Raw genomic sequence first — 24,661 nt, 5'->3', positions numbered from 1 at the left:
CATTTCTCTGAATGTCCGCTTTCATGCTTGCTTCTCCTTGCTCGGGCCGCGCAGTAATTCGCGAAGATACATGGGACTGAGCGGCTGGCGGTCGACGATGACACCGAACGGCGCCAGCGCATCGTTGACCGCGCTCGGCAGCGCGCCGATGGCACCCATCACGCCACCCTCGGACATGCCTTTGCTGCCGGTCGGCGTGTGCCGGCTCGGGGTGTGCTGTGAGATCACCTCGATCGGCGGGATCTCCACGGCGGTGGCGAGCAGGTAATCGGCGAAGCTGCCCGAGCGGTTCTGGCCGCTCTCGTCATAGATCATCTCTTCCAGGAGCACGCCGCTGATGCCCATGGCGATCGCGCCCTGTTGCTGGCCGCGGACGATCGCAGGGTTGTAGACCGCGCCGCAGTCCTCGACGACCAAGTACCGCTCCACCGCGACATGGCCGGTCGCCACATCGAGGCGCACCTCACACAGGTGCGTGGCGTTGGAAAAGGTTATCGGCGGCGGATCGTAAGCACGGTGCGCTTCGAGACCGGGCTCGAGGCCCGGCGGCAGCCGCAGCGGATCGAAATAGGCAACGTGGGCTATATCGGCGAGCGACGGGCCGGCTGCACGCCATTCGCCGCCGAGCCGGCGCTCGACGCAGCCGCCGCGCAGGCGCAATTCGCCGCTGCTGTTGAGGCCGAGCAGCGCCGCGGCAATGATCAGCACCTTATCGCGCAGCGCCTGGGCGGCGAGCAGGAGCACGCTGCCGCCTGCGGTGCCGCCGCGGGCGCCGCGGCTGCCCATGCCGTAGGGCGCAGTGTCGGTGTTGCCGAGATGGATTTGGACATCGGCGGGATCGACGCCGAGCGGCTCCGCAACCACCTGGGCGAAGGTAGTCTCGTAACCCTGGCCAGAGGCCATCAGGCCGACCGAGGCGTTGACCGCGCCCGAAGGCTCGATTTTCACCCAGCCCGACTCGTGACCGGAGCCGGGAATGCCGGCCGCCTTGTAGAATGCAGAACCGTAGGTGGTCGACTCGACGACGCAACACAGGCCGAAACCGCGATGGATGCCGCGGGCGCGGTCGCGCGCCTGGCGTTCGCGGAAGGCGGTGACGTCGAAGGTCCGCAGTGCCGCTTCCATGGTCTCGCGCGGCGTGACGTCATCGACCACGAGCCCCGACGGCATGGTGAACGGCAGGTCCGCCGCCTGCAGCATATTGAGGCGGCGCACCTCGACGGGATCGCACCCGAGCCGCCGCGCGATGGCCTCGATGGTCCCTTCCATCACCCAGCTGGTGATCGCCATCGGCGCGCGCATCGGGCCGTTGCCGCATTTGTTGGTCAGCGCGACCTTGATGTCGAAGGCGTAGTCGTCGATCCGATACGGGCCGGTCAGGATCATCCCCACCACGCGGGCAAGATAGTTCGCCGGGTAGAAGCAGTAGGCGCCGAAGTCCTCAGCGATCTCGAGTTCCAGCGCCAGGATCCGACCGTCGCGGTTGACCGCGGCGCGGGTGCGCGCGACGTCCTCGCGGGCGTGACTCGCCGCCATCAGGTTCTCGGCACGGTCCTCTCGCCAGCGCACCGGGCGGCCGAGCTGCCGCGCCAGCGCCGCCACTGTCAGTTCCTCGCGATAGAGCGCAATCTTCTGGCCGAAGGCGCCGCCGATATCGGGACAGATGACGGTCACCTGGGACTCCGTCAAGCGCAAGCGGCGCGCCAGCTGGGTGCGGAACGGGTGCGGCACCTGGTTGCCGATATGCATGGTGAGGTGGCGCCGGCCGCCGTCCCAGAGCGCACAGCAGCCTCGCGTCTCGATCGGCGCGTGGGTCTGCCGCGGCTGGCGGAATTCGGCCGTGACCACGATCTCCGCCTCGGCAAAGCGGCGAGCCGGATCGCCGGCGCTGAAGCTCTGATGCGCGACGAGGTTCGATGAAAGATCGTCGTCGACCAGCGGCGCGTCCTTCGCCAGCGCCCGCTCAAGGTCCACTACCGGTTCGAGCGCCTCGTAGGCGACCTCGATCAGCTCGGCGGCATCCTCCGCCAGATAGCGGTTGGTGGCAACGATGCACGCCACCGGATCACCGACGAATCGGACCTTGTCGAACGGCAGCGTCGGAAATTCGGTCGGCTGCAACCCCTCGATCGGCGGCGCCATACGGAGCGGCGTCGTCCATTCGGCGAGCTCGAGCCCAGTCACCACGGCGACGACGCCCTCGGCGCCGCGCGCCGCCTCGCAATCGATCGCTACGATGCGCGCATGAGCGTGCGGCGAGCGGACGAAATGTGCGTGCAGGCAGTTCGGTACAGCGATGTCGTCTAGATAGCGGCCCTGGCCGGTGAGGAGCCGGTAGTCTTCCTTGCGCGGCAGTGCCACGCCGATGGTGCGCGCTTCCGTCATCGGTTCGCCTCCCCGCGCCGCCGCGCCGCCGCCTTCATCACCGCCGCAACGATGTTGTGGTAGCCGGTGCAGCGGCAGAGATTGCCCGACAGCGCGTCGCGGATCTCGGCCTCGGTAGGATTCGGATGCTGTTCGAGCCACGCTTCCATGGTGACGACGATACCGGGTGTGCAGAAGCCGCATTGCAGCCCATGCTCCTCGTGCAGCGCCTGCTGCACGACCGACAGCTCACCCTTCGTCGCGAAGGCCTCGATGGTCGTGATCGCGTGCCCCTGCGCCTGAACGGCATAGAGCAGACAGGCGCGGGCCGGCGCGCCGTCGAACAGGATGGTGCAGGCGCCGCAGACGCCATGCTCGCAGCCGACATGGGTGCCGGTGAGGCCGCAGTCTTCGCGCAGCACGTCGGACAAGAGCCGCCGCGGCTCGGCCGACACGCGGTAGGTGCGAGCGTTGACCGTCAGGGTGACGGGAGCAGGATCAATGTCAGTCATCGCGCGCGCTCCAATGCGTCGTCGAGCACGTCCCGCGCCAGGCTTTCGACCAGTTCCCGCCGGAACACGACGGGCGTCCGCTCGTTGTCCTCGATCTCCACGGCCGCGGCCACCGCGGCCGCCACTCCCACCGACCAACCTTCCGTGAGAACGGTCGCGAATTCCGCCGGCACCAGATGCTCGGCCCGCACCGGCACCGGTCCGATACCGCCGATGGCGAGGCGCAACCGCTCGATTGCCGCACCCTGGCCGCGCGCGAGCGTCGCCGCTACCGACACGATGGCAAAGTCGCCGGCGCGCCGGGTGAACAGGCGAAAGCCCCAGCCCTCGTGCGGCTGCCGGAGCGGCAGGCGAATCGTGACCAGCAGTTCGTCAGGCTCGATAGCGGTCGTGAATATCGAGACGAAGAAGGCGTCGGCCGGCACGGTACGGCGCGTCGTCGCCGACCGCAGCTCGATCTCTGCATCGAGGGTAAGCGCGGCGAGCGGCAGCTGCGCCGCCGGATCGGCATGCGCCAGGCTGCCGCCGATCGTTCCGCGCTGCCGGATGGCATAGTGGCCGATGGTTTCGGCGGCATAGGCCAGCATGGGACAGTGCTGCACCACCAGTCCATGATGGCCGAGCTGATGATGGCGCACCAGCGCGCCAATCGACAGCCTGTCGCCGTCGACGGCGACGTGGCCGAGATCGGCGAGGCCGTTGATGTCAATCAGGTGGTCGGGCCGGGCGAGCCGCATGTTGAGCATCGGCGCAAGGCTCTGGCCGCCGGCAATGATCTTGGCGGCATCGTGCCAGGTCGCCAGGCTGTCCAGCGCCGCGTCGAGCGAAGCCGGCGCTTCATAGGAAAAGCGGCCGGGCTTCATGGCGTGCCCTCCCCGGCCAGCGTCAGGCCGCTCGCCTTGTCGAAAAGATGCAGCCGCTCGGCGACCAGGCCGAGCCCGATCGCTGCGCCCTCCTGGTGCCGCGCCTCCTTGTCGACCCGGACGAAGACGTCGCTGCCCTCTACCTTGAGGCCAAGAAAGCGGTCCGAGCCGACCGGAAGTAAGGAATCGACCACGCCCGCGAGCGTGAGCCCCGGCCCCACCGCCTCGGCGGCGCAGACGTCCTCGGGGCGTAGCCCGAGCACCACCGCCTGCTCGCCCCGGTCGCGCAGCCCTGCGGCAAATTTCGCCGGTAGGGCAATCGCCAGCTCGCCGCAGCGGAACAGCGGTCCTTCGTCGCCGCGCGCGATAGTCCCCTCGAGAAAATTGATCGCCGGATTGCCGAGGAACGAGGCGACGAACATGTTGCGCGGACGCTCATAGACATCGTCGGGATTGCCGATTTGCTGGATCACGCCATCCTTCATGACCACGATGCGGTCGGCGAGCGTCAGCGCCTCCGCCTGATCGTGGGTAACGTAGACGAAGGTTGTCTGCATTGCAGTGTGCAGGTGCTTGATCTCCGCGCGCATGGAAATGCGCAACGCTGCATCGAGGTTCGACAGCGGCTCGTCCATCAGGAACACCGCGGGCTGCCGCACCATTGCCCGGCCGAGCGCGACGCGCTGGCGCTGCCCGCCAGACAGCTGACTCGGGCGGCGCTGCAGCAGATGGCCAATCTCGAGCTTGACCGCGGCGTCGCGGACGCGGCGGTCGATGTCGGCGCCGTCGACCTTGCGCATCCGCAACCCGAAGGCGATGTTCTCGTAGACCGTCTTGTGCGGATAGAGTGCGTAGCTCTGGAACACCATGGCGACGTCGCGCCGGTGTGGCGGCAGCGCGTTGACGATCTGCTCGTCGAACCACAATTCGCCCTCGGTGACATCTTCCAGTCCCGCGATCATGTTCAGCGTGGTCGACTTGCCGCAGCCCGAGGGGCCTAGCAGCACCACGAATTCCTTGTCGCGGATCTCAAGGTCGAGGTCCTTCACGGCGATGACGTCGCCAGCGTAACGCTTGGTCACAGACTTGAAACGAATCCGGGCCATGCTTGGCGCACCTCACCCCTTGACGGCGCCGGCGGTCAGGCCGGACACGATGTAGCGTTCGAAGACCAGCGCGAGGATGACCGGCGGTATGATCGCCAGCACGCCCGCGGCGTTGATGAAGGAGAAGCTGATGGTGAAATCCGAGGTGAAGGAGGCGATAACGATAGGCAGCGTCTGTGAGGCCGGGGTCTGCGTGAACATCAACGCCAGCAGAAACTCGTTCCAGCTCGCGAGAAAAGCGAACAGGATGACGGCGACCAGCGACGGCCTGGCCAGCGGCAGATAGACGCGCAGGAGAGTCTGCAGGCGAGAGCAGCCGTCGACCCGGGCCGCTTTGTCGAGCTCGTCCGGCAGCGATTCGAAATAGCTCACCAGCACGAACACCGAGAACGGCACCGTCACCGCGAGATAAGTGATGATCAGCGACCACAGGCTGTCGAGCAGGCCGAGATTGCGGATGAACAGGAAGAACGGCACCACCAGCGCGATGTCTGGGATCACCCGGGTGGCTAGGATGGCATAGATAGAAGCCTGGCGGCCGCGGAAATGGATCTTCGCCATGGCATAGGCCGCCGGTACGCCAACCACCAGATTGAGCACCACGACCGCGCAGGCGACGATGAAGCTGTTCAGCATCGAGGGCAGCAGATTGGTCGCGGTCGTCGGGATGAAGCCTCCGCTGGCGGGATCCGCCGACTTGCGCGTTGCGTACGTGACGGCCTTGTCCTTGGCGGCGAAGATGGCCCTGAAGTTCTCTAGCGTTGGCGCTTCAGGAATCCAATGCGGCGGCTTGAAAATGATCTCGCGCTCGTTCTGGAACGAGGACGACACGAGCCATGTAATCGGCGCCAGCACGTAACCCAGGAACAGAAACGAAGCCACAGTAAGCGCCACGCCTCGCCCGATGCGGCGCAACGGCGAATGGACGCGGTAGTGGCGGATGGCGAATGGCGCAGTCGCAGGGATCGCCGTCATCTCAGATCCTCCGGGCCAGCACGCGGATGATGGCGTAGGCGAGCGCGAGCGTCGCCAGCGCCAGCACATAGGCCATAGCCGCACCGGTACCGAAGGAAAGGCCGCGGAAGGTCTCCACGTAGATGCGCCAGGCGACGACGTGGCTCGCGTCGCCTGGACCGCCCTCGGTGAGGATGAAGAACAGGTCGAAATGGCGGATCGCCATCATCGTCTCGTAGACGACGACGAGAGCGAAGGCAGACGTGAGTTGCGGCAGCGTGATGTGGAAGAAGCGCCGCAGGGCATTGGCGCCGTCCACCTTGGCCGCAGCATGCAAATCCGGCGGAATCGTCTTCAACCCGACCAGCAGCAGGATGGCGGCGAGCGGCACTTCCTTCCAGACAAAGGCATTGGCGATCAGCGGCAGTGTCTTGTCGGCGTCACCGAGCCAGACCATGTAGGAATTGATGAAGTCGAGCTGATAGAGCAACCCGTTCAGGGCGCCATAGTTGGAATCGTATATCCACTTCCACATCAGTGCGTTGGCGACGTAGGGGATCGCCCACGGCACCAGCAGGATGGCGCCGAGCGCGCGGCGGCCGGGAAACTCCTCGTTGAGCAGCAGCGCCACCAGCAGCGCCAGCACTGCGATGGCGACCACAGAGAGTACGGAGAAGTAGGCGGTGCGCTCGACCGCGAGCCAGAAATGCGAATCGGACAGCACGGCGACGTAGTTGTCGAGCCCAACGAACGGCATCCGGCCCGGCCGCGTCAGCTTCAGCGAAAACAAGCTGACGTAAAACGAATACAGAATCGGGAACACGGCAACGGCGAGCAGCACCGCGGCGAGCGGCGCCACGAACATCAGGGCGGCGCGCTCGTCATAACTGAGCGCGCCGCGCAGGCGCGGCGTCGCGGCGCCAATGGCGCTCGACGTCATGGCAACGACCTCACGATGGCCTTAGCTCTGCTTCTTTAGTTCGGTCCACTTCGCCGCCGAGGTGTTGAGGGCCTGCTCGACGCTGACCTTGCCCATGATGGCCTGCTGCCAGGCGGTGCCGTTAACATCGTTCCACTCGCCGAACCAGGGCGTGACGACATCCTTCTTGCGCGCCAGCGACTGTTGTTTGGCGATCAGGTCGACGTCGCCATAGGCGGCGTAGCCGGCCCGGATCTCGGGATCGTTGAACAGCGACTTCTGGCCGAAGCCGGAGCCGACATCCTTGAACAGCATCTTCTGGAACTTGTATTCGCCGTCGGCCTTGCCGCCGAACCAATCCATCAGCATCACGGTGTCCGCGGCCCGCTGAGCGTCGGCTTGGGCGCGCGGCGTCATGCCGTAGAAGCGCATCCAGCCCACCGTGGCGTTGGAGCCCTTCTCGCCCTTCGGCATCAAGGCGATCTTGGCATTGCCGGCAAGCTTGCTCTGCGCCGGATCGTTCAGCGTGCGCAGGCGGTATTTCGGTATCAGGCCGAAAGCATTGTCGCCCGAGGAAAACGCCTTCAATACCGCAAGTTCGCCGGTCTCGACGCAGGACGGGGAGATTATCTTGTGCTTCTGCACCGCGTCCACCAGCCAGCGCAGTGCCGCGCCCGCGCCGTTGGCCGGATCCTGCATCACGGCGTTGCCCTTGTCGTCGGTGAAGTGGCCGCCGCTGGAATAGACCATCGCCGTCATGAATTCGATCAGCCAGGTCTCCTGGGCCATCGAGATCAGCACCGGCCACTGCGCGAGGCCCTTGTCCTTGATGATCTTGGCCTGGTCGACGACCTCCGCCCAGGTGGCGGGCGGCGCCTTGATGCCCGCCTTGGCCAACATGTCGGCGTTGTAGATGAAGGCCATGTAATCGCTGTAATAGGTGTTGCCGTACTGCTTGCCCTTGTAGGTCATCGAGTCGACGCAGAACTGGTCGACGTCGGAATTGTCGACCAGCGTCTTGTATTGGTCGACCGGAGCGATCCAGCCCGCCTCGGCCCATTCCGGCAGCCAACTGTCCGACACCCACAGTGTGTCGATCGGCGCCTTGCCGATGAACTTGGTGATCATCGTCTCGCGGTACTGTGCAAAAGGGCTGTTGGTGTAGTTCACCTTGATGCCGGTCTTCGCTTCGAAGGCGGCGATATGGCTCTTCACGGTGTCGACGCCGGCCGACCATGAGGCGAAGTTGATCGGCTCTGCCGCCAGGGCGCGTCCGGCGCGACACAGGACGGTTGCAGACGACAGAGCCGCCGCGACAGTCTTCAGAAACGAACGGCGGTTCGACGGGGCAAATGCGGTCACGGCTTAATCTCCCGATCGGATGATTTCTGGGCACCCCGCCGGGCAGGCGGGGGCGGGCCGAAACAAACCTTAACATCGGACATATAAGTCGTAAACTGACGACTTATGGGCAGGATGCTGCTGCGGCGGGCAGCCGACCTCTATCGTCCCGCCGCCTCGAAGTCGCGCGCCCGCGCTGCGAGGGAGGCAAAGCCGCCGAGGAATCCGCGCACATGCAGCGCCAGGACCCGCTGTTCGGCAACATCGAGGCTGGCGCCGTAGAGGTGCCGGCGGATCGCAAGGTGCGAGACCGCGCCATGCAGCGTCCAGCCGACCTCGTGCAGCAGCGCGGAATCCTTCGGCAGTTCGACTTTCATCTCGTGGGCGGCCTCGCGCACGATGGTCTCGAGCAGTTCGAACACGATGGCCGAGATGTAGTCCGGTGCCATGCGCGCTTCGGCCAGCGAGGCGTAGAGGAAGAGCCTCAACCATCTGCGGGTCAGCACCGTGTCGTAATAGTTCCGGTAGAATTCGAGCAAGCGCTGCTCGAGCGGACCGCTGCGGTCGCGCAGTTGCACCAGCCAGACGGCCTTGAAGGGCGAGACGATGGCTTCCCGGTACACCTCATCGAGCAGCGCGGCCTTGGATGGGAAGTAGCGGTAGAGCAGCCGTTGGGCGACGCCGCAGGAGGCGGCGAGCGCCCGGGTCTGCGCGGTCAGGCCGTATTCGGCGAAGAAGTCGCACGCACTGGCGAGGATTTTGGCGCGGCGTTCGGCCGGAGGTAGCCGAACGACCACAACCCGCTTGCCCGCCGGCTTTCCCGTCCGCGGGGCCGGCGTTCCGCTGAGCAGTTTAGATCGCGCCCGCATGTCCACTGCCCTTTTCCAAATCGTCAGTTGACGACAAATTACGATTGCACCCGACCGCCGACAAGCTAGTCTCGCGGCCCCTCGCCCCCGCAGAGTTACGCCACAGGAAACCACCGAGATGATCTACGAGCACCGCACCTACCAGATTCAGGCCGGCAAGGCCGGGGAATTCCTCAAGATCTATGAGACCGAGGGTGTCGGCATCATCACCCGCTACGCCAAGCTAATTGGCTGCTGGACCAAGGAAACCGGCGTGCTCAATTCGGTGGTCTTCATCTGGGCCTATGATGATTTCGCTCATCGCACCGCGCAGCGCCAAAAGCTGGCGCAGGACCAGGAATGGGCCGCCTTCTCGCCCAAGATCCTGCCGTTCCTGGTGCACCAGGAGAGCATCTTTCTCACCCCGGTCGCGTTCTCGCCACTGAAGTGAATGCGGACGAAGCACGCGAGGCCGCCAGACCGGGCGTGAGCGAAGGCCCGCTTTGCGCCAACAGGTGACATTCGGCGACGACTTCGTTCGATCACATTGTCGGCGCTGGCCAGGAGCATCGCCGGGTCGTCGATGCCAAGCGCCCTCGCGGTCTTGAGGTTGTTGGAGAACTCGAACTTCGAGTTTTGATGGGACTGCGAAGGATGGCATCGATGTTATTGGCCGTATGCTTTTTCAGCTCCGCCAATGCCGACCTCTGCTATGAGTACTTGCCGCGCCATCGTCATGTCTTCCCGTTCACCAGCATCCTGGCGCGGATCTCGGATTTCAGCACCTTGCCGACCTTGGAGCGCGGAAGGTCATCCCAGACTTCAATCTGCTTGGGTGTCTTGACGCTGCCCACCCGCTGCTTGACGAAGGCCGATAGTGCGGCGACATCGACGGTGCGTCCTGTTCTCGGCTGTACCACAGCGACAACACGTTCGCCCCACTTCTCATCTGGCAAACCGATGACGGCACAGTCCTGAATGGTTTCGTGGGCCTGAAGGGCGTTCTCAACTTCGACGGAATAGACGTTAAAGCCGCCAGTAATGATCATGTCTTTTGCGCGATCGACAATATAAAGGAAATTGTCTGCGTCGAGGTATCCGATGTCACCCGTATGATGCCAGCCGTGCGTGGAGGCCTCCGCCGTTGCTTCGGCGTTCTTGTAGTACCCATCCATCACGAGCGATCCACGAACGACGATTTCGCCGCGTTCTCCGGCCGGCATCAAATTACCTTCGCCATCCATGATGCCGACCCGAACCAGCGGGCCAACACGCCCCGCCGACGACAGACGTCCAGTCGCGATCGAACCGTCAGGATTGTAATGGTCCTCGGGTGGCATCATCGAGATCATCATCGGCGCCTCGGTCTGCCCAAACAGCTGTGCCATCGGGCCGATCTTTTCCAGCGCCTCGGTCAGGCGCGCCACCGAGATCGGGGCCGCGCCATACCAGAAGCATTGCAGCGAGCTGAGATCGGCGCTTTCAAGCTTCGGATGATCCAGCAGCATGTAGATAACGGTTGGCGGAAGGAATGTGTGCGTGACCCGGTAGCGTGCGATCAAGTCGAGGAATTCGCCGATGTCCGGATGATGCATGATCACCACCCTGCCCCCGAGCGTCATGATGGGAAAACAGAGCACACCGGCTGCATGCGTCAGCGGCGCGAGCGCAAGATAGGTCGGGCGCCCCTTGAATGGATAGCCCATCAGGGTCAACGCCGTCATCGTTTCGATGTTGCGGCCCGAGAGCATCACGCCTTTGGGTTTGCCGGTGGTTCCGCCGGTGCCGGGTAGGAGCGCAAGATCATCAACTGGATCGCGCTGAAAGGACTGCTCGCCAACATCGGCAAGCCAACGCTGGAATGACGGCGCGAAGGACAAGTCGGTGTCCAGACATACGAGCCTGCGCAGCTTCGGCAGATGAGGCCTCATTTTGTCGACCATCGGCGCGAAGCCGCTGTGAAACAGCAACAGGCTGCAATCGAACGCATCGAGGATGAACTGGTTTTCTGCGGCCTCGTTGCGTGGATTAACCGGACACCAGACGGTTCCGGCGCGCGAAATTCCGAACACGCAGGCAAAGGCGATCGGATCGTTGCCGGACAGGATCGCGACTTTCTCCCCTGGGGTAACGCCGGAATTGGCTAATCCGCGTGCAATCCGATAGCTAAGGCGCTGCACGTCGACATAGCTCAGGTCCTTTCCGTCCATGGTCAGGCATGGAGCATCACCACCAAGCGACGCGCCCTTATCCAGATAGTCGACAAGCCGCACGGCCTACCTCCCGGAAAGAAGGCGAATGGCGCGGTCGTCCGCGCCATTCGGTTGCATCAAGTGTGAACCGTCAGAATTGGATTCATCACCAGGCCGAAGCTTCGCAACTGGCCTAGCAGTTCCCGATGGCCGAACGCCTGACAGGCGGAGGCAAAGCCAACCTTCCTCGGAGCAGTCTGCAGCAGCGAAAATGCGGCGTAGGCCTGCAGCATTCCGGTCTGCTTGTAATTGCAGTTCCCGTGGATCACGCAATGGGCGCGACCGAGCGGTCCCGACGCATAGACGGAGTCGATCGAGGTATTGATGCGCGGATTCTCGCGCGGCGGCATGGTTGCTTGCAGTGTCGCCGCGATGTCAGCCAGCGCCTTCTCCTGCTGATCGGGCGGAAGCGGCTTGATTTTCTCCTTCACCATCTCCTGGGTTTGAACCACACCCAACATAACGTCGCGCTGCATGACGCCGCCGAGCACCCTGCAATTGGACACACGCGGATCGTTCTTGAACCAGACCGGATGCGCAGTGCCGCCCCAGGGTACGGCTATTGCGCCCTCGTGCTGACCGGGAACGTTGACCTCGAAATTGGCGGTCACATCCCATTCAACAAATTTGTTCTGGACGAGATAGTACCAGTTCGCCTTGAGGATGGTGAAAATCGTCTGCGTCGAGGCGTAGGTCGGGAACCCCTTCCACAGCACGAGGATGTCGAGCGTATCGAGGCCGGGCGTTTCGAGGCAAATGTTCGCCGCGATTTCTCCCGTTGTGTACATCTGCGCGACGTTCGGCGCGAGCAGTAATCCCTTGGCCGCAAATTTTGTCCCCCAGCGCTCCTGCGCCAGCAGCACCCAGTCCTGTTCGCCGGTCGTATCACTGTAATGACAGCCGGCCGCGAGGCAGGCTTCGACAACTTCCGGGCCATACTTGATAAATGGGCCGACCATATTGCTGACGACCTGCGCGCCCTTGAACAGCTTGGTCAGCGCTTCGACGGTGTGCTCAACCTCGGCAATTTCGTAATCCGCCGTCTCGATGCCGGGAATTTTTTCGACAACGGCCTTCACTTTGGCCGCGTCGCGGCCGGCGGCAATAAAGGGAATGTTGTATTCCCGCAGATATTCACAAACCAGACGCCCCGTGTAGCCAGAGACACCATAGACGACGACAGGCCTTTTCTCGCTCATGTTCATTTCCTCCCGAATTTTCTATTCTTTGCGTTTGCCGATTTACATGCCCATGCCGCCATCGACCGGCAGCCCGGCACCCGTGATGAAGCGCGCCTCGTTGGAGCAGAGGAAAACAGCGGCGTCGGCCATGTCGCCGACCTCGCCCAATCGCCCAAGCGGCGTCTGTTCGACGACCGAGGCAACGGCGGCGCCGGCGTCCGGTGCGAGTCCTGCCGCGACTATGTCGTTGGCCAGTTGCATGCCCATGTCGGTGGGGACAAGCCCGGGTAGAGACAGTTGACCCGCACGCCGTAACCAAGCTTGCCTGCTTCCATCGCGGCAACCCGCGTCATGCGGTCAACGGCCGATTTCGTGCCGGAGTATCCCGCAATGGCCGGGAATGCGATGGTGGCCGCAACCGAGGCGACATTGACGATGGCGCCACCGGCACCTGCACCTCCGCCAGGTCGCATCGCGCGAAACGCATGTTTCATGCCGAGACCAGTCCCGACGATGTTGACGTCGCACATCCTGCGCAGATCCTCGGCCTTGAGATCCACGACGAGCGAGGTAACCTCGATGCCTGCATTGTTGATCAATATGTCGTAGCCACTGAGCGTGGCGATGGTCGTTGCGACAGCCCTCTCCCATTGCGCGTCGTCGGTGACGTTCAGTTCTACAAAGCCGGTCTTGGCGCCTGTTTTTGCAAGACGGCTGGCGGTTTCCTTGCCGAGATCGGAGAGAATATCGCCGATCATTACGGCAGCACCGGCGTTCGTAAGCGCCTCTGCGATCGCAGCGCCGATGCCTCGCGCGCCGCCAGTGACCAGAGCCTTGCGGCCTGCCAGAGTTTTTTCGCTCATCGTGTACTCCTCGCTTTGTGATTTTCGTTTTTGTGACGTGCCGCTGCTTGCCGAACGGTGAAGCTGCCGCCCGGGGGTGAGCTTGTTACTCGTCCCCCGCTGAGAAAAAACGTTCGGCTGACTGGAATGAACGGTCGGACGGCGCTGGTGTGCTGCCTGCTCTTCCTCCCCGTGCGCAGCTTCTTCCGGCTGCGATGCTTGGAAATTTGACACTTGCCCAAGAATATCTTGACGATCGTCCAAAATTTATACACTTGTCAAGTAATTCTTGACCAGGAAACTGGGTGATGATTTTGCAGGGCGCTTCAGGGCATTATTGCTGCCGAGGTGAAGCGGTGATTCGGAGTTCAGGCGTGCGGAGAGAAACTGGAGCGACGCAGCGGAAAATTGAAACGACGAGACGGCCGAGCCGGCCCTCGGATCGAATCGAGCGTGTGCGTGTTGACAAATTCAGTGCACGCCGAATCGAACTTGCCGAGGCTGCGCTGGAAACCTTGGCTGAGCTCGGCTATGCGAGGACCAGCCTGCGTGAGATCGCGCAGAAATCCGAATTTACGCACGGCGTGCTGCACTATTATTTCAGCGACAAGGTCGACCTGATCTGCTGTTGTGTTCGTCACTACAAGGCGAAGTGCGTCACGCGGTACGACCAGATCACGTCGGCGGCACAAAGCCGCGACGAACTGATGAAGGGTTTTCTGGAAAAGCTCGGCGAGACGGTTCGCGACGAGGCCCGGATGCATCGCCTCTGGTACGACCTTCGCTCGCAGTCTCTGTTTGAAGACGCCTTTCGCGACGACGTGGCCGAGATCGACAAGAGCCTGGAAGATATGGTTTGGCGCGTCGCGTCCCGCTTTGCCTCACTTGGTGGCCGACAGCCGGTCGTCTCCCGGGGCGCCCTCTATGCGCTGTTTGATGGACTCTTCCAGCGATGCCTGCTGCGGCATCTCTCGGGCGATCGCAAGGCGATCGCGGACCTGCGGGACGAAGTAGAGCGTCTCCTCCCGATCGTTGCATAGCGGTTGGCGACTGTGCCTACCGCAAATCAAGCCCAAGCATATTGGTGATGCAGTCCACCCAGGATCGGACAGCACAGAATGCGCCCCACTGCCTCGGCGGCACGTGATATCGGCGCATCCTTGTTCAACGATAAGTGAGTGCGTGCCATTAGAATGGTCCATGCAGGACAGCAGCACGTGGCGTAGATGGCGTTCGCCGAACACCACGATATGATCGAGGCATCCCCTGCGGATCGAGCCGATCAACCGTTCTGCGTATGCGTTTTGCCAGGGTGAACACGGAGACGTCGGGCGGTCTCGAATGCCGATGGATCGAACGCGACGGATATCTCACCCGATACATCCTGAAACCCGAAATCGGCATCGTGATGGTCCTGCCCAGCAGGCGTAGCCCGGATGAGCGCAGCGATATCCGGGATCTCTGCATCGGCACAGTTCCCATGGCGGAATAGCGTACCGTATTCCGCCATGCCATACACAGCGAGCGGCGCAAGCGTCTCGAAGGATGGACACGACGCAGGGACTCGCGGCCATCCTTCGAGACGCGGCCAAGCAGCCGCTCCCTGGGGATGAGGTCCTGCTTCGCCTCGCGCGCAAGCGAAATATTCCAAAGCGAGCCGCGACATAACAACCCGGCGGGCAAATCACCAAAACCCGGTCAAGCCCCTTGGAAAAAATATTCTGTTTTTCCGAACTCGCAAATCAGTCTACATTCGTGCCCGTCCTACCCGATGAGAGGGGCGGCTCGCGATCGTCACGAACGTGCGGTGGGATGCGGTGGACGCGATGGCGGCGCATGACGAACGCAGCCATGGCGGACGGTGAAGCCGTGTGGTCCTGGCACCCCGACGCTGGTGTCAAGTTCGCGGGAAGCAAAACTTCCAGCGGACGACGGTGGCTAAAAAGCCCGGACACCGGGGAGAGCATGGAATAAGCCGTAAAACCATCGCGCAGGGAAAGTCGGATTGCCTCCGCTGAACCTGTATGCTCGTGTGCGTTCTCTTATACCCTATGGCACGCGAGACCGCGGGTGCAGCGCGCACCCGGCTTTCCCTGCGCCCTCTTGTTCTTGTCGAGGGCGGCAAACAAACGCAAAGCTCGGGCGCAGCGCGCCGCGAGAATGCGGCCGCATACCCTCTCGCTGCCGACGTGACGCATATCTATTTGCCCCGAGAACGCGATACCGGCATCGTGATGGTCCTGCCCAGGCTCAGCTGGTCAGGCGCATGTAAAGCAGCGGCAGCTTGTCGGGGAGACGGGCGATCTGGTCGATGACGACGAAATTCCGTCGGCCGAACATCCGCGCCAGATAGGCCGTGCCGCCGCCGTCGAGCCCGATTCCGAATACGTCGATCGCGTTGTGCGCGAGGCTCTGCACCGCCTTGCGCGCATCCTCAACGAAATAGCGCCGGTCAGCGACGTCGATGTCGGACGGTTCGCCGTCCGTGACCACCAGTACCAGCCGACGATGGGTCCGCTGCGCCCCCACCAGCGCGCCAGCGTGGCGTATCGCGCCGCCGATCCGGGTCGATAGGCCGCCGCGCAGGCCCGCGAGTCGAGCGCGGGCGTGGCGGTCGTATCGCTGGTCGAAATCCTTTACCGGATAGAAGCGGACGTCGTCGCGGCCGTTCGAGCAGAAGGCCGCAACCGCAAAGGCGTCGCCGAGGTCGGACAGGGCCTGGGACAGCAGCGCGGTAGCGATCCGCTCAACGGTCAGGATCGTGGTCGAACTGCCTTTGACGAAATCCTTGGTCGATTCCGAAATGTCGAGCAGCACCAGCACCGACAGGTCGCGGTTGCGCCGCTCGGTGCTTTCATAGACCCGCGGCGACGGCGCGAGACCCGCGCGACGGTCGATCGCCGCCTGGATCGTGGCGTCGAGATCGAGCCGGTCACCTTCGGTGCGGCCGCGCAGCCGGGCCGGACGGCTGACCCGCGCGGCGCCAACCAGATTCTCCAGCCGGTTCAATATGTCGCCATAGCTCTGCACCTGGCGGTCGAGCAGTGTGGCGTCGACCGGTTGCGGCTGATACTCCACCACGGTCGCCCATTCCGGGCGTTCGCGACCGAGCAGATAATCGTATTCGGGATATTTGCCGACCGGCACGCCTTCGTCGGCGCGCAATTCGCGCGCGGTCGCTCGGCCGACATCGTCATCCGGAGTCGATCTCTGCAGATCACGGCTGTCGTCAAGGTCCTGGGTCCGCTCGATACGCACGGATTCAACGATGGCGTCCTGTTCGTCGCTCATCTGCGGCGGCGCGTCGTCGATGTCCCACAGGCCGGCATTGTCGTCGCGATAGAGCGGCTCGACGCGATAGGTGCGCGGGTTGAACTGGATGCGCATCTGGCCGAGATCGTTGCCTAGCAGATTTCCGATCTGACGACTGATACCAGGATCGGCCAAAGCCTCGCGGGCGGCGAAGAACATCTGCCGGCCTTTTGTCACCCACAGATCGTCGTCGCGATAGTTTGGGTCGATCAATGCCCGCGACAACCGCGCGAACAGGCTCGGCGCAGTGACGCCACCATCGGCGCGGGCGGTATGGAAAGGCGCCCATAGCCGAAACAGCCCGGGCAACTCGCGCATCGCCAATTGCTCGACCCGGGCGTCCTCGATCAGGGACACCAGCGCTACTTGCATCGGCTTCAGCCCGCGGATTTGGAAGCGTGGCCCGGAATGGACCAGATGCGCGCCGATATGGGCAAGCATCGCCCGATAGACCCTCCTGACCGAGGTGGCCGCGACGCCGCGCATGCGCGCCGGCACCTGCACGAACCGGCGGTCGAAACCGGCGCGGCGCTGCAGGGAGTCGCCCGGCGTGCCGGCGACGGCGCGGATGAACGGCTTCTGCCGGAACAGCGCCATCAGATAGGCCTTCAGCGCGCGTTCGAGATCCGTGAACCCGATATCGCCCGTCGCCTGTTCAAACAGATCGAAGGCGCGCGGGTCGGACAGGCTGAACAGCGCCAGCCGGCGCTCGGGATTGCTGCCGCCGGCGCGGAGGCCTCCGAGCACCCAGGCGCGAAAACCGTGGGCGCCGAGTTCGGCGAGCAGACTATCGGAGCGGGCCAGCACCGGCATCACCGATTCTGGCCCCTGCGCGGCCAGTTCCGCGACCGCATCGAGCCAATCGCGGAAATCGCGCTCATTGCCGAGATGGCGCAGCGCCGGCGAGGTTGCCTCGCTGAGTGCCGCGGCGGCGGCGCGGCCGGCATGCCGCTCGACGTCGAGAATGCAGGGGGCGAGCGCCAGCGCGGCCAGCGGCCCGCGGTGCTCCGCGAGGGTCCCGGCCGCGCCGATATAGGCTTCAAGCCCGGCGGGCCCGAGCCCGCTCGCGTGCAATCGTGCCAGATCGGCGCGCCATTCGGCGAGCTGATGACTGTTGAATACCTGTCTCAGCGACCGCCAGATCGAACCGTTGCGGGGATCTCCGACCAATCCGGATTCGACGAGATCGGCAAAGGGCGTTTGATTGATCATCCCGCTGTGTCCGCCTCTAGATGCAGGCAGCGATGGCGTCCTTGAGCGCTTCGCGCATGTCCGGATCGTCGGTGATCGGCAGTACCAGCGCGGCATCGCAGGCTGCGTTGAACGACACGTCCTTGGCCACCAGCCGTCCGGCGTGAATCAGCATGCGCGTCGAGGCGCCCTCGTCCAGGCCGTGGCCGCGCAGGTTGCGCGAGCGGATGCCGATCTCGACCAGAGTGCGCGCGGCGGCGGTGGCGATGCCGGCCTCGTGGGCGACGATCTCGGTCTCGATATCAGCGGCGGGATAGTGGAAATCGATCGCGCCAAAACGCTGTTTGGTCGATTCCTTCAGGTCCTTCAGGACGCTCTGATAGCCGGGGTTGTATGAGATCACCAGATGGAAGTCCGGATGCGCACGGACCAGTTCGTTCTTCTTCTCCAGTGGCAGGATACGTCGGTCGTCCGTCAGAGGATGGATAACGACAGTGGTGTCCTGGCGCGCCTCGACAATCTCATCGAGATAGCAGATCGCGCCGTAGCGAACCGCATTGGTCAATGGTCCATCGTGCCAGACTGTGCCATTGGCATCGAGCAGGAACCGGCCGACGAGGTCGGAGGCGGTCATGTCCTCGTGGCAGGCGACGGTGATCAGCGGCTTTTTCAGGCGCCAGGCCATGAATTCGATGAAACGGGTCTTGCCGCAGCCGGTCGGGCCTTTCAGCATCATCGGCATGCGCACCTGATGCGCAGCCTCGAACAGCGCGATCTCGGTGCCAACCAGCTTGTAATAGGGTTGCTCGCGAATGCGATAGTCGTCCAGATTGGTCATAAGCTCACGCGGTTCCTGAAAAAAACGCCGCGGCCGAAGCCGGATCTGGAGAATGCAGGGTTCTCACGGAATTGGCTACCACCTGGCTCCGGAGCATCGTCTGAGACGACGATGCTCCGGACCACGTCTGCCAAAGGCAAAGGGAAGCGATGTTCCAGGCCAGCCTGTCCTCAGCGGTGGGCCGGGGACTTCTCATTGGGAATGCCGTCGATCGGGCATTCGTCCGTGCCCGCGGTCGGACGGGTCATCGCCTCGACCATTTCGCGCGTGCCTTCCGGATCGGCGATCCAATTCTTGTAGAAATCGTAGGGGCAGGCCGCGACGCCGCGCGCGCTTTCGCCAGAATTGATCATGCCGGTATAGCCGCGATGAACCAGTTTGTAGAGGTGGTTCTGCGACTGGCCGGTGCGGCGGGCATCACGGATCAAGCTCTTCGACAATTGGGCGTACTGAATGCCGTATTCCTCCTCGCCGGTCTCGCCCAGGGTGCGGCCGTCGAAGCCGATGATCGCCGAGTGACCGAAGTAGGAATAGACGCCGTCAAAGCCGGCGGCATTGGCGACCGCGACGTAGACATTGTTGGCCCAGGCCATCGCCTTGGAAATGATGATCTGCTGTTCCTTGGCCGGATACATGTAGCCCTGGCAGCGCACGATCAACTCGGCGCCCTTCATGGCGCAGTCACGCCAGATTTCCGGAAAGTTGCCGTCGTCGCAGATGATCAGGCTGACCTTCATGCCCTTCGGGCCTTCGGAGACATAGGTGCAATTGCCGGGATACCAGCCTTCGATCGGCACCCACGGCATGATCTTGCGGTATTTCTGCACGATCTCGCCCTTGTCGTTCATCAGGATCAGGGTGTTGTACGGTGCCTTGTGCGGGTGCTCCTCGTGCCGCTCGCCGGTGAGCGAGAACACCCCCCAGACCTTGGCCTTGCGGCAGGCCTCGGCGAAGATGTCGGTCTCGGGACCCGGGATCGACGAGGCGGTCTCGTACATCTCCTTGGAGTCGTACATGATGCCGTGGGTGGAGTATTCCGGGAAGATCACCAGATCCATTCCCGGCAGGCCGGTCTTCATGCCCACCACCATGTCGGCGATCTTGCGGGCGTTGTCGAGCACCTCGGCCTTGGTGTGCATGCGTGGCATCTTGTAATTAACGACGGCTACGCCGACTGTGTCGTTGCTGCTGGAAATGTCACCGTGAAGCATGGGGGTCGTCTCCTGTTTTGGTTGAGTTTGCCGTCGATCAAACGGCCATGTGACGGTGGACGAGGTCGTCGGTTAGCGTATCGATCGGTCCGGACGCCGCGACGTGGCCTTTTTCGATGATCACGAAGGATCGTGAGGCACGTCGGGCGAAGTTCACGTCTTGCTCGACAAGAATGATCGTGATGCCGTGCTCCTTGTTGAGGCGCACAATCACGTCCTCGATCTGCTCAACGAGGTTGGGCTGAATTCCCTCGGTTGGTTCGTCGAGCAGGACAATCTTCGGGTTGGTCAGCATCGCGCGGGCAATGGCGAGTTGCTGCTGCTGGCCGCCGGACAAATTGCCGCCGCGCCGATTCAAGAATTCCTTCAGCACCGGGAACAGGTCGAACACCTTGTCCTCGAGCACGCCCGCATCGCCGGGATTGCGGCGGGCGAAAGTGCCAAGTTTCAGATTTTCGCGCACTGTGAATTGCGGCAGGATGCCCCTGCCCTGCGGCACATAACCGATGCCGTGCCTGACCCGATCGTGGGTCGGGGTCGCGGCAATTTCCTCGCCGTCGAGCCGGATGCTGCCGTCGTTCCTGTCCATCAGCCCGACGATGCTGCGCAGCAGCGTGGTCTTGCCGACGCCGTTGCGTCCGAGCACGCTGAGGAAGCCGGCTTCACCAACCTCCAGCGTAACATTCTGCAGGGCGCGGCTATTGCCATAGAAGGCGCTGAGATTTTTGATCTCAAGCATGACCGAAGCCCCCCGAGCCAAGATAGGCTTCGCGCACCAGCGGATTGCTCTCGATGTCGCTGACGTTACCTTCCGCGAGCAGCTTGCCCTGATGCATAACCGAAATCGAATCGCCGATTTCCTTGACGAAACCCATGTCGTGCTCAACCACGATCAGCGTATGCCGGCCCTTCAGCCGGTTGAAGATCTCCGCGGTCTTACGGGTTTCCTGGACGGTCATGCCGGCGGTCGGCTCGTCCATCAGGATCAGCTCGGCGTTCTGCGCCATCAGCAACGCGATCTCCAGCCACTGGGTTTGGCCATGGGACAAATAGGCGGCCGGCGCCTCGATTTGGTCGATGAGATCGACGAAGACGCAAAGGTCTTCCAGTCCGGCGGCGGCGTCGTTCTGGGGCCCTCGCATCAGATTGGTCCACACGCCCGGCCTTTTGCAGTGGGCGACTTCCAGATTCTGGCGCACGGTCAGCTCCCGGAACACGCTCGGCACCTGAAATTTGCGGCCGACACCGGAGCGGGCGATCATGTACTCCTCAAGCGACTCAAGATGCTTGCCATCGAACACGATCGAGCCGGCGGTCGGTTTGACCTTGCCGCAGATCAGATCGAGACAGGTGGTCTTGCCGGCGCCATTCGGGCCGATCAGGCAGCGCAGCTCGCCCCTGTTAATGGTCAGGTCGAGCCCGTTGACGGCCATGAAGCCATTGAAGCTGACGGTCAGATCGCGCACGACGAGATGGGTGCTCATGCGATCTCCTTCGGATGGCTGGATTTCAGATCTATTTTTCCGTTCGGACCATGATTATCGCCGGGTCGGATTTTCGCCAGCAACTGGCCGATCAGGCCAGCGAGGCCGGAGGGCAGGAAGAGCACGACCAGCACGAACAGGATGCCCATCACCAGCGTCCAGGTGTCGAGGAAGGTCTTCGATTCCGACAGAGCTCCCTGCATGCCGGTGACCAGCACCGCGCCGACGAAGGCTCCCGGCAGGCTGCCGCGGCCACCGACTGCGCACCATATCACTACCGACAGGCTGAGGGGAACGTTGAGGAAGGTCGGCGACGCGAACTCCATCACGATCGTGTAGAGCATGCCGGCGAGACCGGCGATCGCCGCCGAGATCGCCATTACGCTGATCTTGTAGCTGGCGACGTCGTAGCCGAAATACTGCACACGGTCTTCCTGATCACGGATCGCCTGCAGGATAAGGCCGAATTTGGTGCGAGAGAGCACGTAGCCGAACACCAGGATGACACTGGCGACGGAAGCGATCAGATAGAAAGTGGTACGGTTGTAAGCGTCGAACACGATACCGCCGATGGTCAACTGCGCCAGATCGGTGATGCCGTTGAAACCGCCGGTATATTGCTGCTGGTCGACGATCAGCAGGTTGACGACGACGAGCATGGCCAACGTCGTGATCGCCACGAACACGCCGGTGACCCGGCCGCGGAACATGAACCAGCCGAGCCCGGCCATCAGCGCCGATGGCACAACGATGCCGGCGATGATGCCGAAGGTCATCGAGTAGAATGGCACCCAGAACCAGGGCAGCTGCTGGACGTTGTTCCAGACCATGAAGTCCGGCAGGCCGCCGGCGCCGGTCTGAACCGGAATGGTCCGGAGCTTGAGAGCCATGGCCATGCAGTAGGAACCGAGACCGAACGGCAATGCCTGACCAAGGTTGAGGATGCCGCCGTAGCCCCAGGACAAAGACAGCGCCAGCGCCAGCAAACCGAACACGAGATATCGGCTGTATTTACTGATCAGGAAATCGTCGACCAGCACATAAGGCATCAAATACATGGCGGCGATAAGGATGACGATAGCGATCAATTCCGGTTGCCAGAAACCGGTTGCGCGTTGGCGCGAGGGAGCCTGCGGAGGCTTGCTCATGCGCGCACCTTTGCGACGAACAGGCCCTGGGGCCGGAATCGGATGACGCTGATGATGACGATCAGGACGGCCGCCTTGGCTATGGTGTCGTTTTGAAGGAACGCGATCGCGCCGGTGACCTCGCCCATGACGAAGGCGCTGATCACCGTGCCGAACAGGCTCTGCACGCCGCCGAGCACGACGACCATGAATGCGTCGACGACGTAACCGGTGCCCATTTCGGGTGAAACGCTTTTCAACGGCGAGACGATCGCCCCGGCGAGGCCGGCCAAACCGGCGCCATAGGCGAAGGTCAGTGAATAAATCCGGTCGGCATTGATGCCGAAGCAGGACGCGACGTTGCGGTCCTGCACGACCGCGCGCAACTTCAGTCCGAAAGTCGTGCGGTACATGATGGACCAGCTGATCAGGAACAACAGCGCCGTGACCACGAAGATGAAAATGCGATAGGCGGCGATCTCGACCCCGAAGATCGAGACGCTGCTGTCCATCGACGGCGGAAGTTCGACATAGCGCAATTCGCCACCGGCGGTGAGCCGAACGACCTGCTGCAACACGACGCCAACCCCCCAGGTCGCCAGGATGGTGTCGAGTGGCCGCCTGTACAGCCGGCGCAGCAGGAAGCGCTCAACCAGCCAGCCGAACAGCCCGACGCCAAGAAAAATCAGCACCAGACCCGGCAACAAGGACAACCCAGCATAGGCCTTCAATGCCCAGGCCGCGTAAGCACCGAGCATGATGAACTCACCATGAGCAAGGTTGATCACCCCGATCGTGCCATAGATTATCGAGAGGCCCAGCGCCACCAGCAGCAGGATTGATCCAATGCTGAGCCCGGTCAGGACCTGTTCGAAGACGAAATGCATAAGAAAGGTTCCACGGTAACACGAAACACCGGGCGGCTGACTGGCCGCCCGGATACACAAAAGGCGATCAGGACTTCTTTTCGACCAGGCCCTTTTCCGTGCAGACCTGGTTGGGATAGGCAGCGTAGGGATCGGGCTTCAGCCATTCCTTCGACTGGACAATGATTTCGAACTGGCCGTTGGACTTGGCCTGAGCGATCTTCGGCCACAGCCAGGTGTGCAGATTTTCGGGTTCGAGACGGACCCTGCCCTGCGGGGCGACCAATTCGACGCCCTTGACGGCCTCGCGGATGGCATTCGGCGTAATGTCGCCCTTGCCGAGCTTCTCGACGGCCTGCTTGAACATGTAGGTCTGGAAGTAGCAGGCCTCGGACACGAAATGGGTGACCTTGTCGGCACCCCAACGCTTCTTGTAGGCAGCGACGAACTTCTCGTTCTCTGGCGACTTGTGGACTTCGAAATACGGCGCCGAGGTGAAGTGGCCGGCAGCGGCCTCGCCACCCATGGCGGCGATCTCGTTTTCCGACGTGGTCAGGCTGGCCATTGGCATCTTCGCAGGATCGAGGCCGGCGGCCTTGTACTGCCGATGCAGCGCCACCACCGAATCGCCGACCACCGTCGAAAAGATGACGTTCGGCTCCTGCTGACGGAACTTGTTGATGACCGAGGAAAACTCGGAATGACCGAGCGGCACGTATTCTTCGTTGACCACTTCGGCCCCGTATTTCTCAAGCAGCTTGCGGCAGTAGTTGTTCTCTTCCTTCGGGTAGATGTAGTTCGACCCGATCATCGAGAACTTCTTGCCGAAGTTCTTGATCAACCACGGGATGAATTCATCCTGCTGCTGGTTCGGCACGGCCCCGGTATAGATGACGTTCTTCGAGCACTCGCGGCCTTCATACAAGGTCGGGTACCAGTAGAGATTGTTCTGCTTCTCCACGACAGGCAGCACGGCCTTGCGGCTGGCCGACGTGTAGGAGCCGAACACGCTGACGCATTTGTCGCCGGCGACCAGCTTGCGCGCCTTCTCGGCGAAGGTCGCGGGATCGGAAGCCGGGTCTTCGATCACCGGCACGATCTTCATACCATTGATGCCGCCGGCTGCATTGATTTCCTCAATCGCCAGGATTGTCGCCTTGTTCAGCGATTCCTCAATGATCGCGGTGGTACCGGTCAGCGAAAACAGCACGCCGACCTTGATCTCGCCGTTGGCCGCCCAGGCCAGATCGGAATTCTTGCTCCAGATATGCGGCATGCTTCCGGCCAGGAAGGCGCCGCCGGCGGCGCTGGTCTGAAGAAATCGGCGTCTCGTAAGTTTCATGGTTGCCTCCCGCGTGAACAGCAAAAAGCCCCCGTTCGGATATCATCCGAGACGGGGGCTTTTTCGCCCGATGTAAAGATGGACGGCAATGTTGCCGCCCCACCGCTT

At 62.8% G+C, this 24,661-nt stretch carries 23 protein-coding genes; 3 read left to right on the top strand and 20 right to left on the bottom strand.

Annotated elements, in window-relative coordinates; genetic code table 11:
• Positions 1–21: 21 nt before the first annotated feature.
• From B5527_RS09980 to B5527_RS09945, 8 genes are all read right to left on the bottom strand, one after another.
• The gene (locus B5527_RS09980; RefSeq protein ID WP_079601131.1) at positions 22–2,385 is read right to left on the bottom strand and encodes a xanthine dehydrogenase family protein molybdopterin-binding subunit; all 2,364 of its coding nucleotides are present in this window, start codon (positions 2,383–2,385) and stop codon (positions 22–24) included.
• Complete coding sequence (locus B5527_RS09975) at positions 2,382–2,876, bottom strand: (2Fe-2S)-binding protein (RefSeq protein ID WP_079601130.1); 495 nt, start codon at positions 2,874–2,876, stop codon at positions 2,382–2,384. The genes B5527_RS09980 and B5527_RS09975 overlap by 4 nt, the downstream gene beginning before the upstream one ends.
• A complete protein-coding gene (locus tag B5527_RS09970; RefSeq protein ID WP_079601129.1) occupies positions 2,873–3,739 on the bottom strand; it encodes an FAD binding domain-containing protein in 867 nt (288 codons plus the stop codon). The genes B5527_RS09975 and B5527_RS09970 overlap by 4 nt, the downstream gene beginning before the upstream one ends.
• The gene (locus B5527_RS09965) at positions 3,736–4,845 is read right to left on the bottom strand and encodes an ABC transporter ATP-binding protein (RefSeq protein ID WP_079601128.1); all 1,110 of its coding nucleotides are present in this window, start codon (positions 4,843–4,845) and stop codon (positions 3,736–3,738) included. The genes B5527_RS09970 and B5527_RS09965 overlap by 4 nt, the downstream gene beginning before the upstream one ends.
• A gap of 12 nt (positions 4,846–4,857) precedes the next feature.
• A complete protein-coding gene (locus tag B5527_RS09960; protein ID WP_079601127.1) occupies positions 4,858–5,820 on the bottom strand; it encodes a carbohydrate ABC transporter permease in 963 nt (320 codons plus the stop codon).
• Between the two features lies 1 nt (position 5,821).
• Positions 5,822–6,739 (bottom strand): carbohydrate ABC transporter permease, encoded by a 918-nt coding sequence (locus tag B5527_RS09955; protein WP_197689297.1) that lies wholly within the window; start codon positions 6,737–6,739, stop codon positions 5,822–5,824.
• 21 nt (positions 6,740–6,760) lie between these two features.
• The gene (locus B5527_RS09950; RefSeq protein WP_079601126.1) at positions 6,761–8,080 is read right to left on the bottom strand and encodes an extracellular solute-binding protein; all 1,320 of its coding nucleotides are present in this window, start codon (positions 8,078–8,080) and stop codon (positions 6,761–6,763) included.
• Between the two features lie 140 nt (positions 8,081–8,220).
• Complete coding sequence (locus B5527_RS09945; RefSeq protein ID WP_079601125.1) at positions 8,221–8,928, bottom strand: TetR/AcrR family transcriptional regulator; 708 nt, start codon at positions 8,926–8,928, stop codon at positions 8,221–8,223.
• A 118-nt stretch (positions 8,929–9,046) separates the two neighbouring features.
• On the opposite strand from B5527_RS09945, the gene B5527_RS09940 reads away from it, so the two are divergent.
• Positions 9,047–9,358 (top strand): NIPSNAP family protein, encoded by a 312-nt coding sequence (locus B5527_RS09940; protein WP_079601124.1) that lies wholly within the window; start codon positions 9,047–9,049, stop codon positions 9,356–9,358.
• A 283-nt stretch (positions 9,359–9,641) separates the two neighbouring features.
• On the opposite strand, the gene B5527_RS09935 is transcribed toward B5527_RS09940, so the two are convergent.
• Genes B5527_RS09935 through B5527_RS47055 form a run of 4 tightly spaced genes read right to left on the bottom strand, consistent with a single transcriptional unit; the run spans position 9,642 to position 13,446 of the window.
• Positions 9,642–11,180 (bottom strand): AMP-binding protein, encoded by a 1,539-nt coding sequence (locus tag B5527_RS09935; RefSeq protein ID WP_079601123.1) that lies wholly within the window; start codon positions 11,178–11,180, stop codon positions 9,642–9,644.
• Positions 11,181–11,236: 56 nt separating this feature from the next.
• Positions 11,237–12,358, bottom strand: coding sequence for a DUF5938 domain-containing protein (locus tag B5527_RS09930; RefSeq protein ID WP_079607188.1), 1,122 nt, complete (start codon positions 12,356–12,358; stop codon positions 11,237–11,239).
• Between the two features lie 42 nt (positions 12,359–12,400).
• A complete protein-coding gene (locus tag B5527_RS47060; protein WP_276329322.1) occupies positions 12,401–12,601 on the bottom strand; it encodes an SDR family oxidoreductase in 201 nt (66 codons plus the stop codon).
• A complete protein-coding gene (locus tag B5527_RS47055) occupies positions 12,580–13,446 on the bottom strand; it encodes an SDR family NAD(P)-dependent oxidoreductase (RefSeq protein ID WP_276329321.1) in 867 nt (288 codons plus the stop codon). The genes B5527_RS47060 and B5527_RS47055 overlap by 22 nt, the downstream gene beginning before the upstream one ends.
• 44 nt (positions 13,447–13,490) lie before the next feature.
• On the opposite strand from B5527_RS47055, the gene B5527_RS09920 reads away from it, so the two are divergent.
• On the top strand, positions 13,491–14,222 hold the full coding sequence (locus tag B5527_RS09920) for a TetR/AcrR family transcriptional regulator (RefSeq protein ID WP_079601122.1): 732 nt from the start codon (positions 13,491–13,493) through the stop codon (positions 14,220–14,222).
• Between the two features lie 272 nt (positions 14,223–14,494).
• Positions 14,495–14,674, top strand: a complete 180-nt coding sequence (locus B5527_RS09910; protein WP_154072132.1) for a hypothetical protein — start codon at positions 14,495–14,497, stop codon at positions 14,672–14,674.
• 758 nt (positions 14,675–15,432) lie between these two features.
• On the opposite strand, the gene B5527_RS09905 is transcribed toward B5527_RS09910, so the two are convergent.
• The 8 genes from B5527_RS09905 to B5527_RS09870 all read right to left on the bottom strand — a co-directional run bounded on the left by B5527_RS09905 (position 15,433) and on the right by B5527_RS09870 (position 24,553).
• Complete coding sequence (locus B5527_RS09905) at positions 15,433–17,706, bottom strand: nitric oxide reductase activation protein NorD (protein WP_154072131.1); 2,274 nt, start codon at positions 17,704–17,706, stop codon at positions 15,433–15,435.
• 16 nt (positions 17,707–17,722) lie between these two features.
• Positions 17,723–18,523 carry a CbbQ/NirQ/NorQ/GpvN family protein gene (locus B5527_RS09900; protein ID WP_079601119.1) on the bottom strand — a complete coding sequence of 267 codons (801 nt, stop codon included), beginning with the start codon at positions 18,521–18,523 and terminating at the stop codon, positions 17,723–17,725.
• Positions 18,524–18,693: 170 nt separating this feature from the next.
• Complete coding sequence (locus tag B5527_RS09895; protein WP_079601118.1) at positions 18,694–19,734, bottom strand: aliphatic amidase; 1,041 nt, start codon at positions 19,732–19,734, stop codon at positions 18,694–18,696.
• A 37-nt stretch (positions 19,735–19,771) separates the two neighbouring features.
• On the bottom strand, positions 19,772–20,473 hold the full coding sequence (gene urtE / locus B5527_RS09890; RefSeq protein WP_079601117.1) for an urea ABC transporter ATP-binding subunit UrtE: 702 nt from the start codon (positions 20,471–20,473) through the stop codon (positions 19,772–19,774).
• On the bottom strand, positions 20,466–21,218 hold the full coding sequence (gene urtD / locus B5527_RS09885; RefSeq protein WP_079601116.1) for an urea ABC transporter ATP-binding protein UrtD: 753 nt from the start codon (positions 21,216–21,218) through the stop codon (positions 20,466–20,468). The genes urtE and urtD overlap by 8 nt, the downstream gene beginning before the upstream one ends.
• Positions 21,215–22,366, bottom strand: a complete 1,152-nt coding sequence (gene urtC, locus B5527_RS09880) for an urea ABC transporter permease subunit UrtC (RefSeq protein ID WP_079601115.1) — start codon at positions 22,364–22,366, stop codon at positions 21,215–21,217. The genes urtD and urtC overlap by 4 nt, the downstream gene beginning before the upstream one ends.
• Positions 22,363–23,232, bottom strand: coding sequence for an urea ABC transporter permease subunit UrtB (gene urtB, locus B5527_RS09875; protein WP_079601114.1), 870 nt, complete (start codon positions 23,230–23,232; stop codon positions 22,363–22,365). The genes urtC and urtB overlap by 4 nt, the downstream gene beginning before the upstream one ends.
• Before the next feature lie 67 nt (positions 23,233–23,299).
• Positions 23,300–24,553, bottom strand: a complete 1,254-nt coding sequence (locus B5527_RS09870; RefSeq protein WP_079601113.1) for a transporter substrate-binding domain-containing protein — start codon at positions 24,551–24,553, stop codon at positions 23,300–23,302.
• Between the last annotated feature and the right edge of the window lie 108 nt (positions 24,554–24,661).

The organism is Bradyrhizobium erythrophlei, assembly GCF_900129425.1.
Classification (GTDB): Bacteria; Pseudomonadota; Alphaproteobacteria; order Rhizobiales; family Xanthobacteraceae; genus Bradyrhizobium; species Bradyrhizobium erythrophlei_C.
The sequence above is the reverse complement of the archived record's forward strand: the minus strand, read 5'-3'. Positions and strand labels throughout refer to the sequence as shown.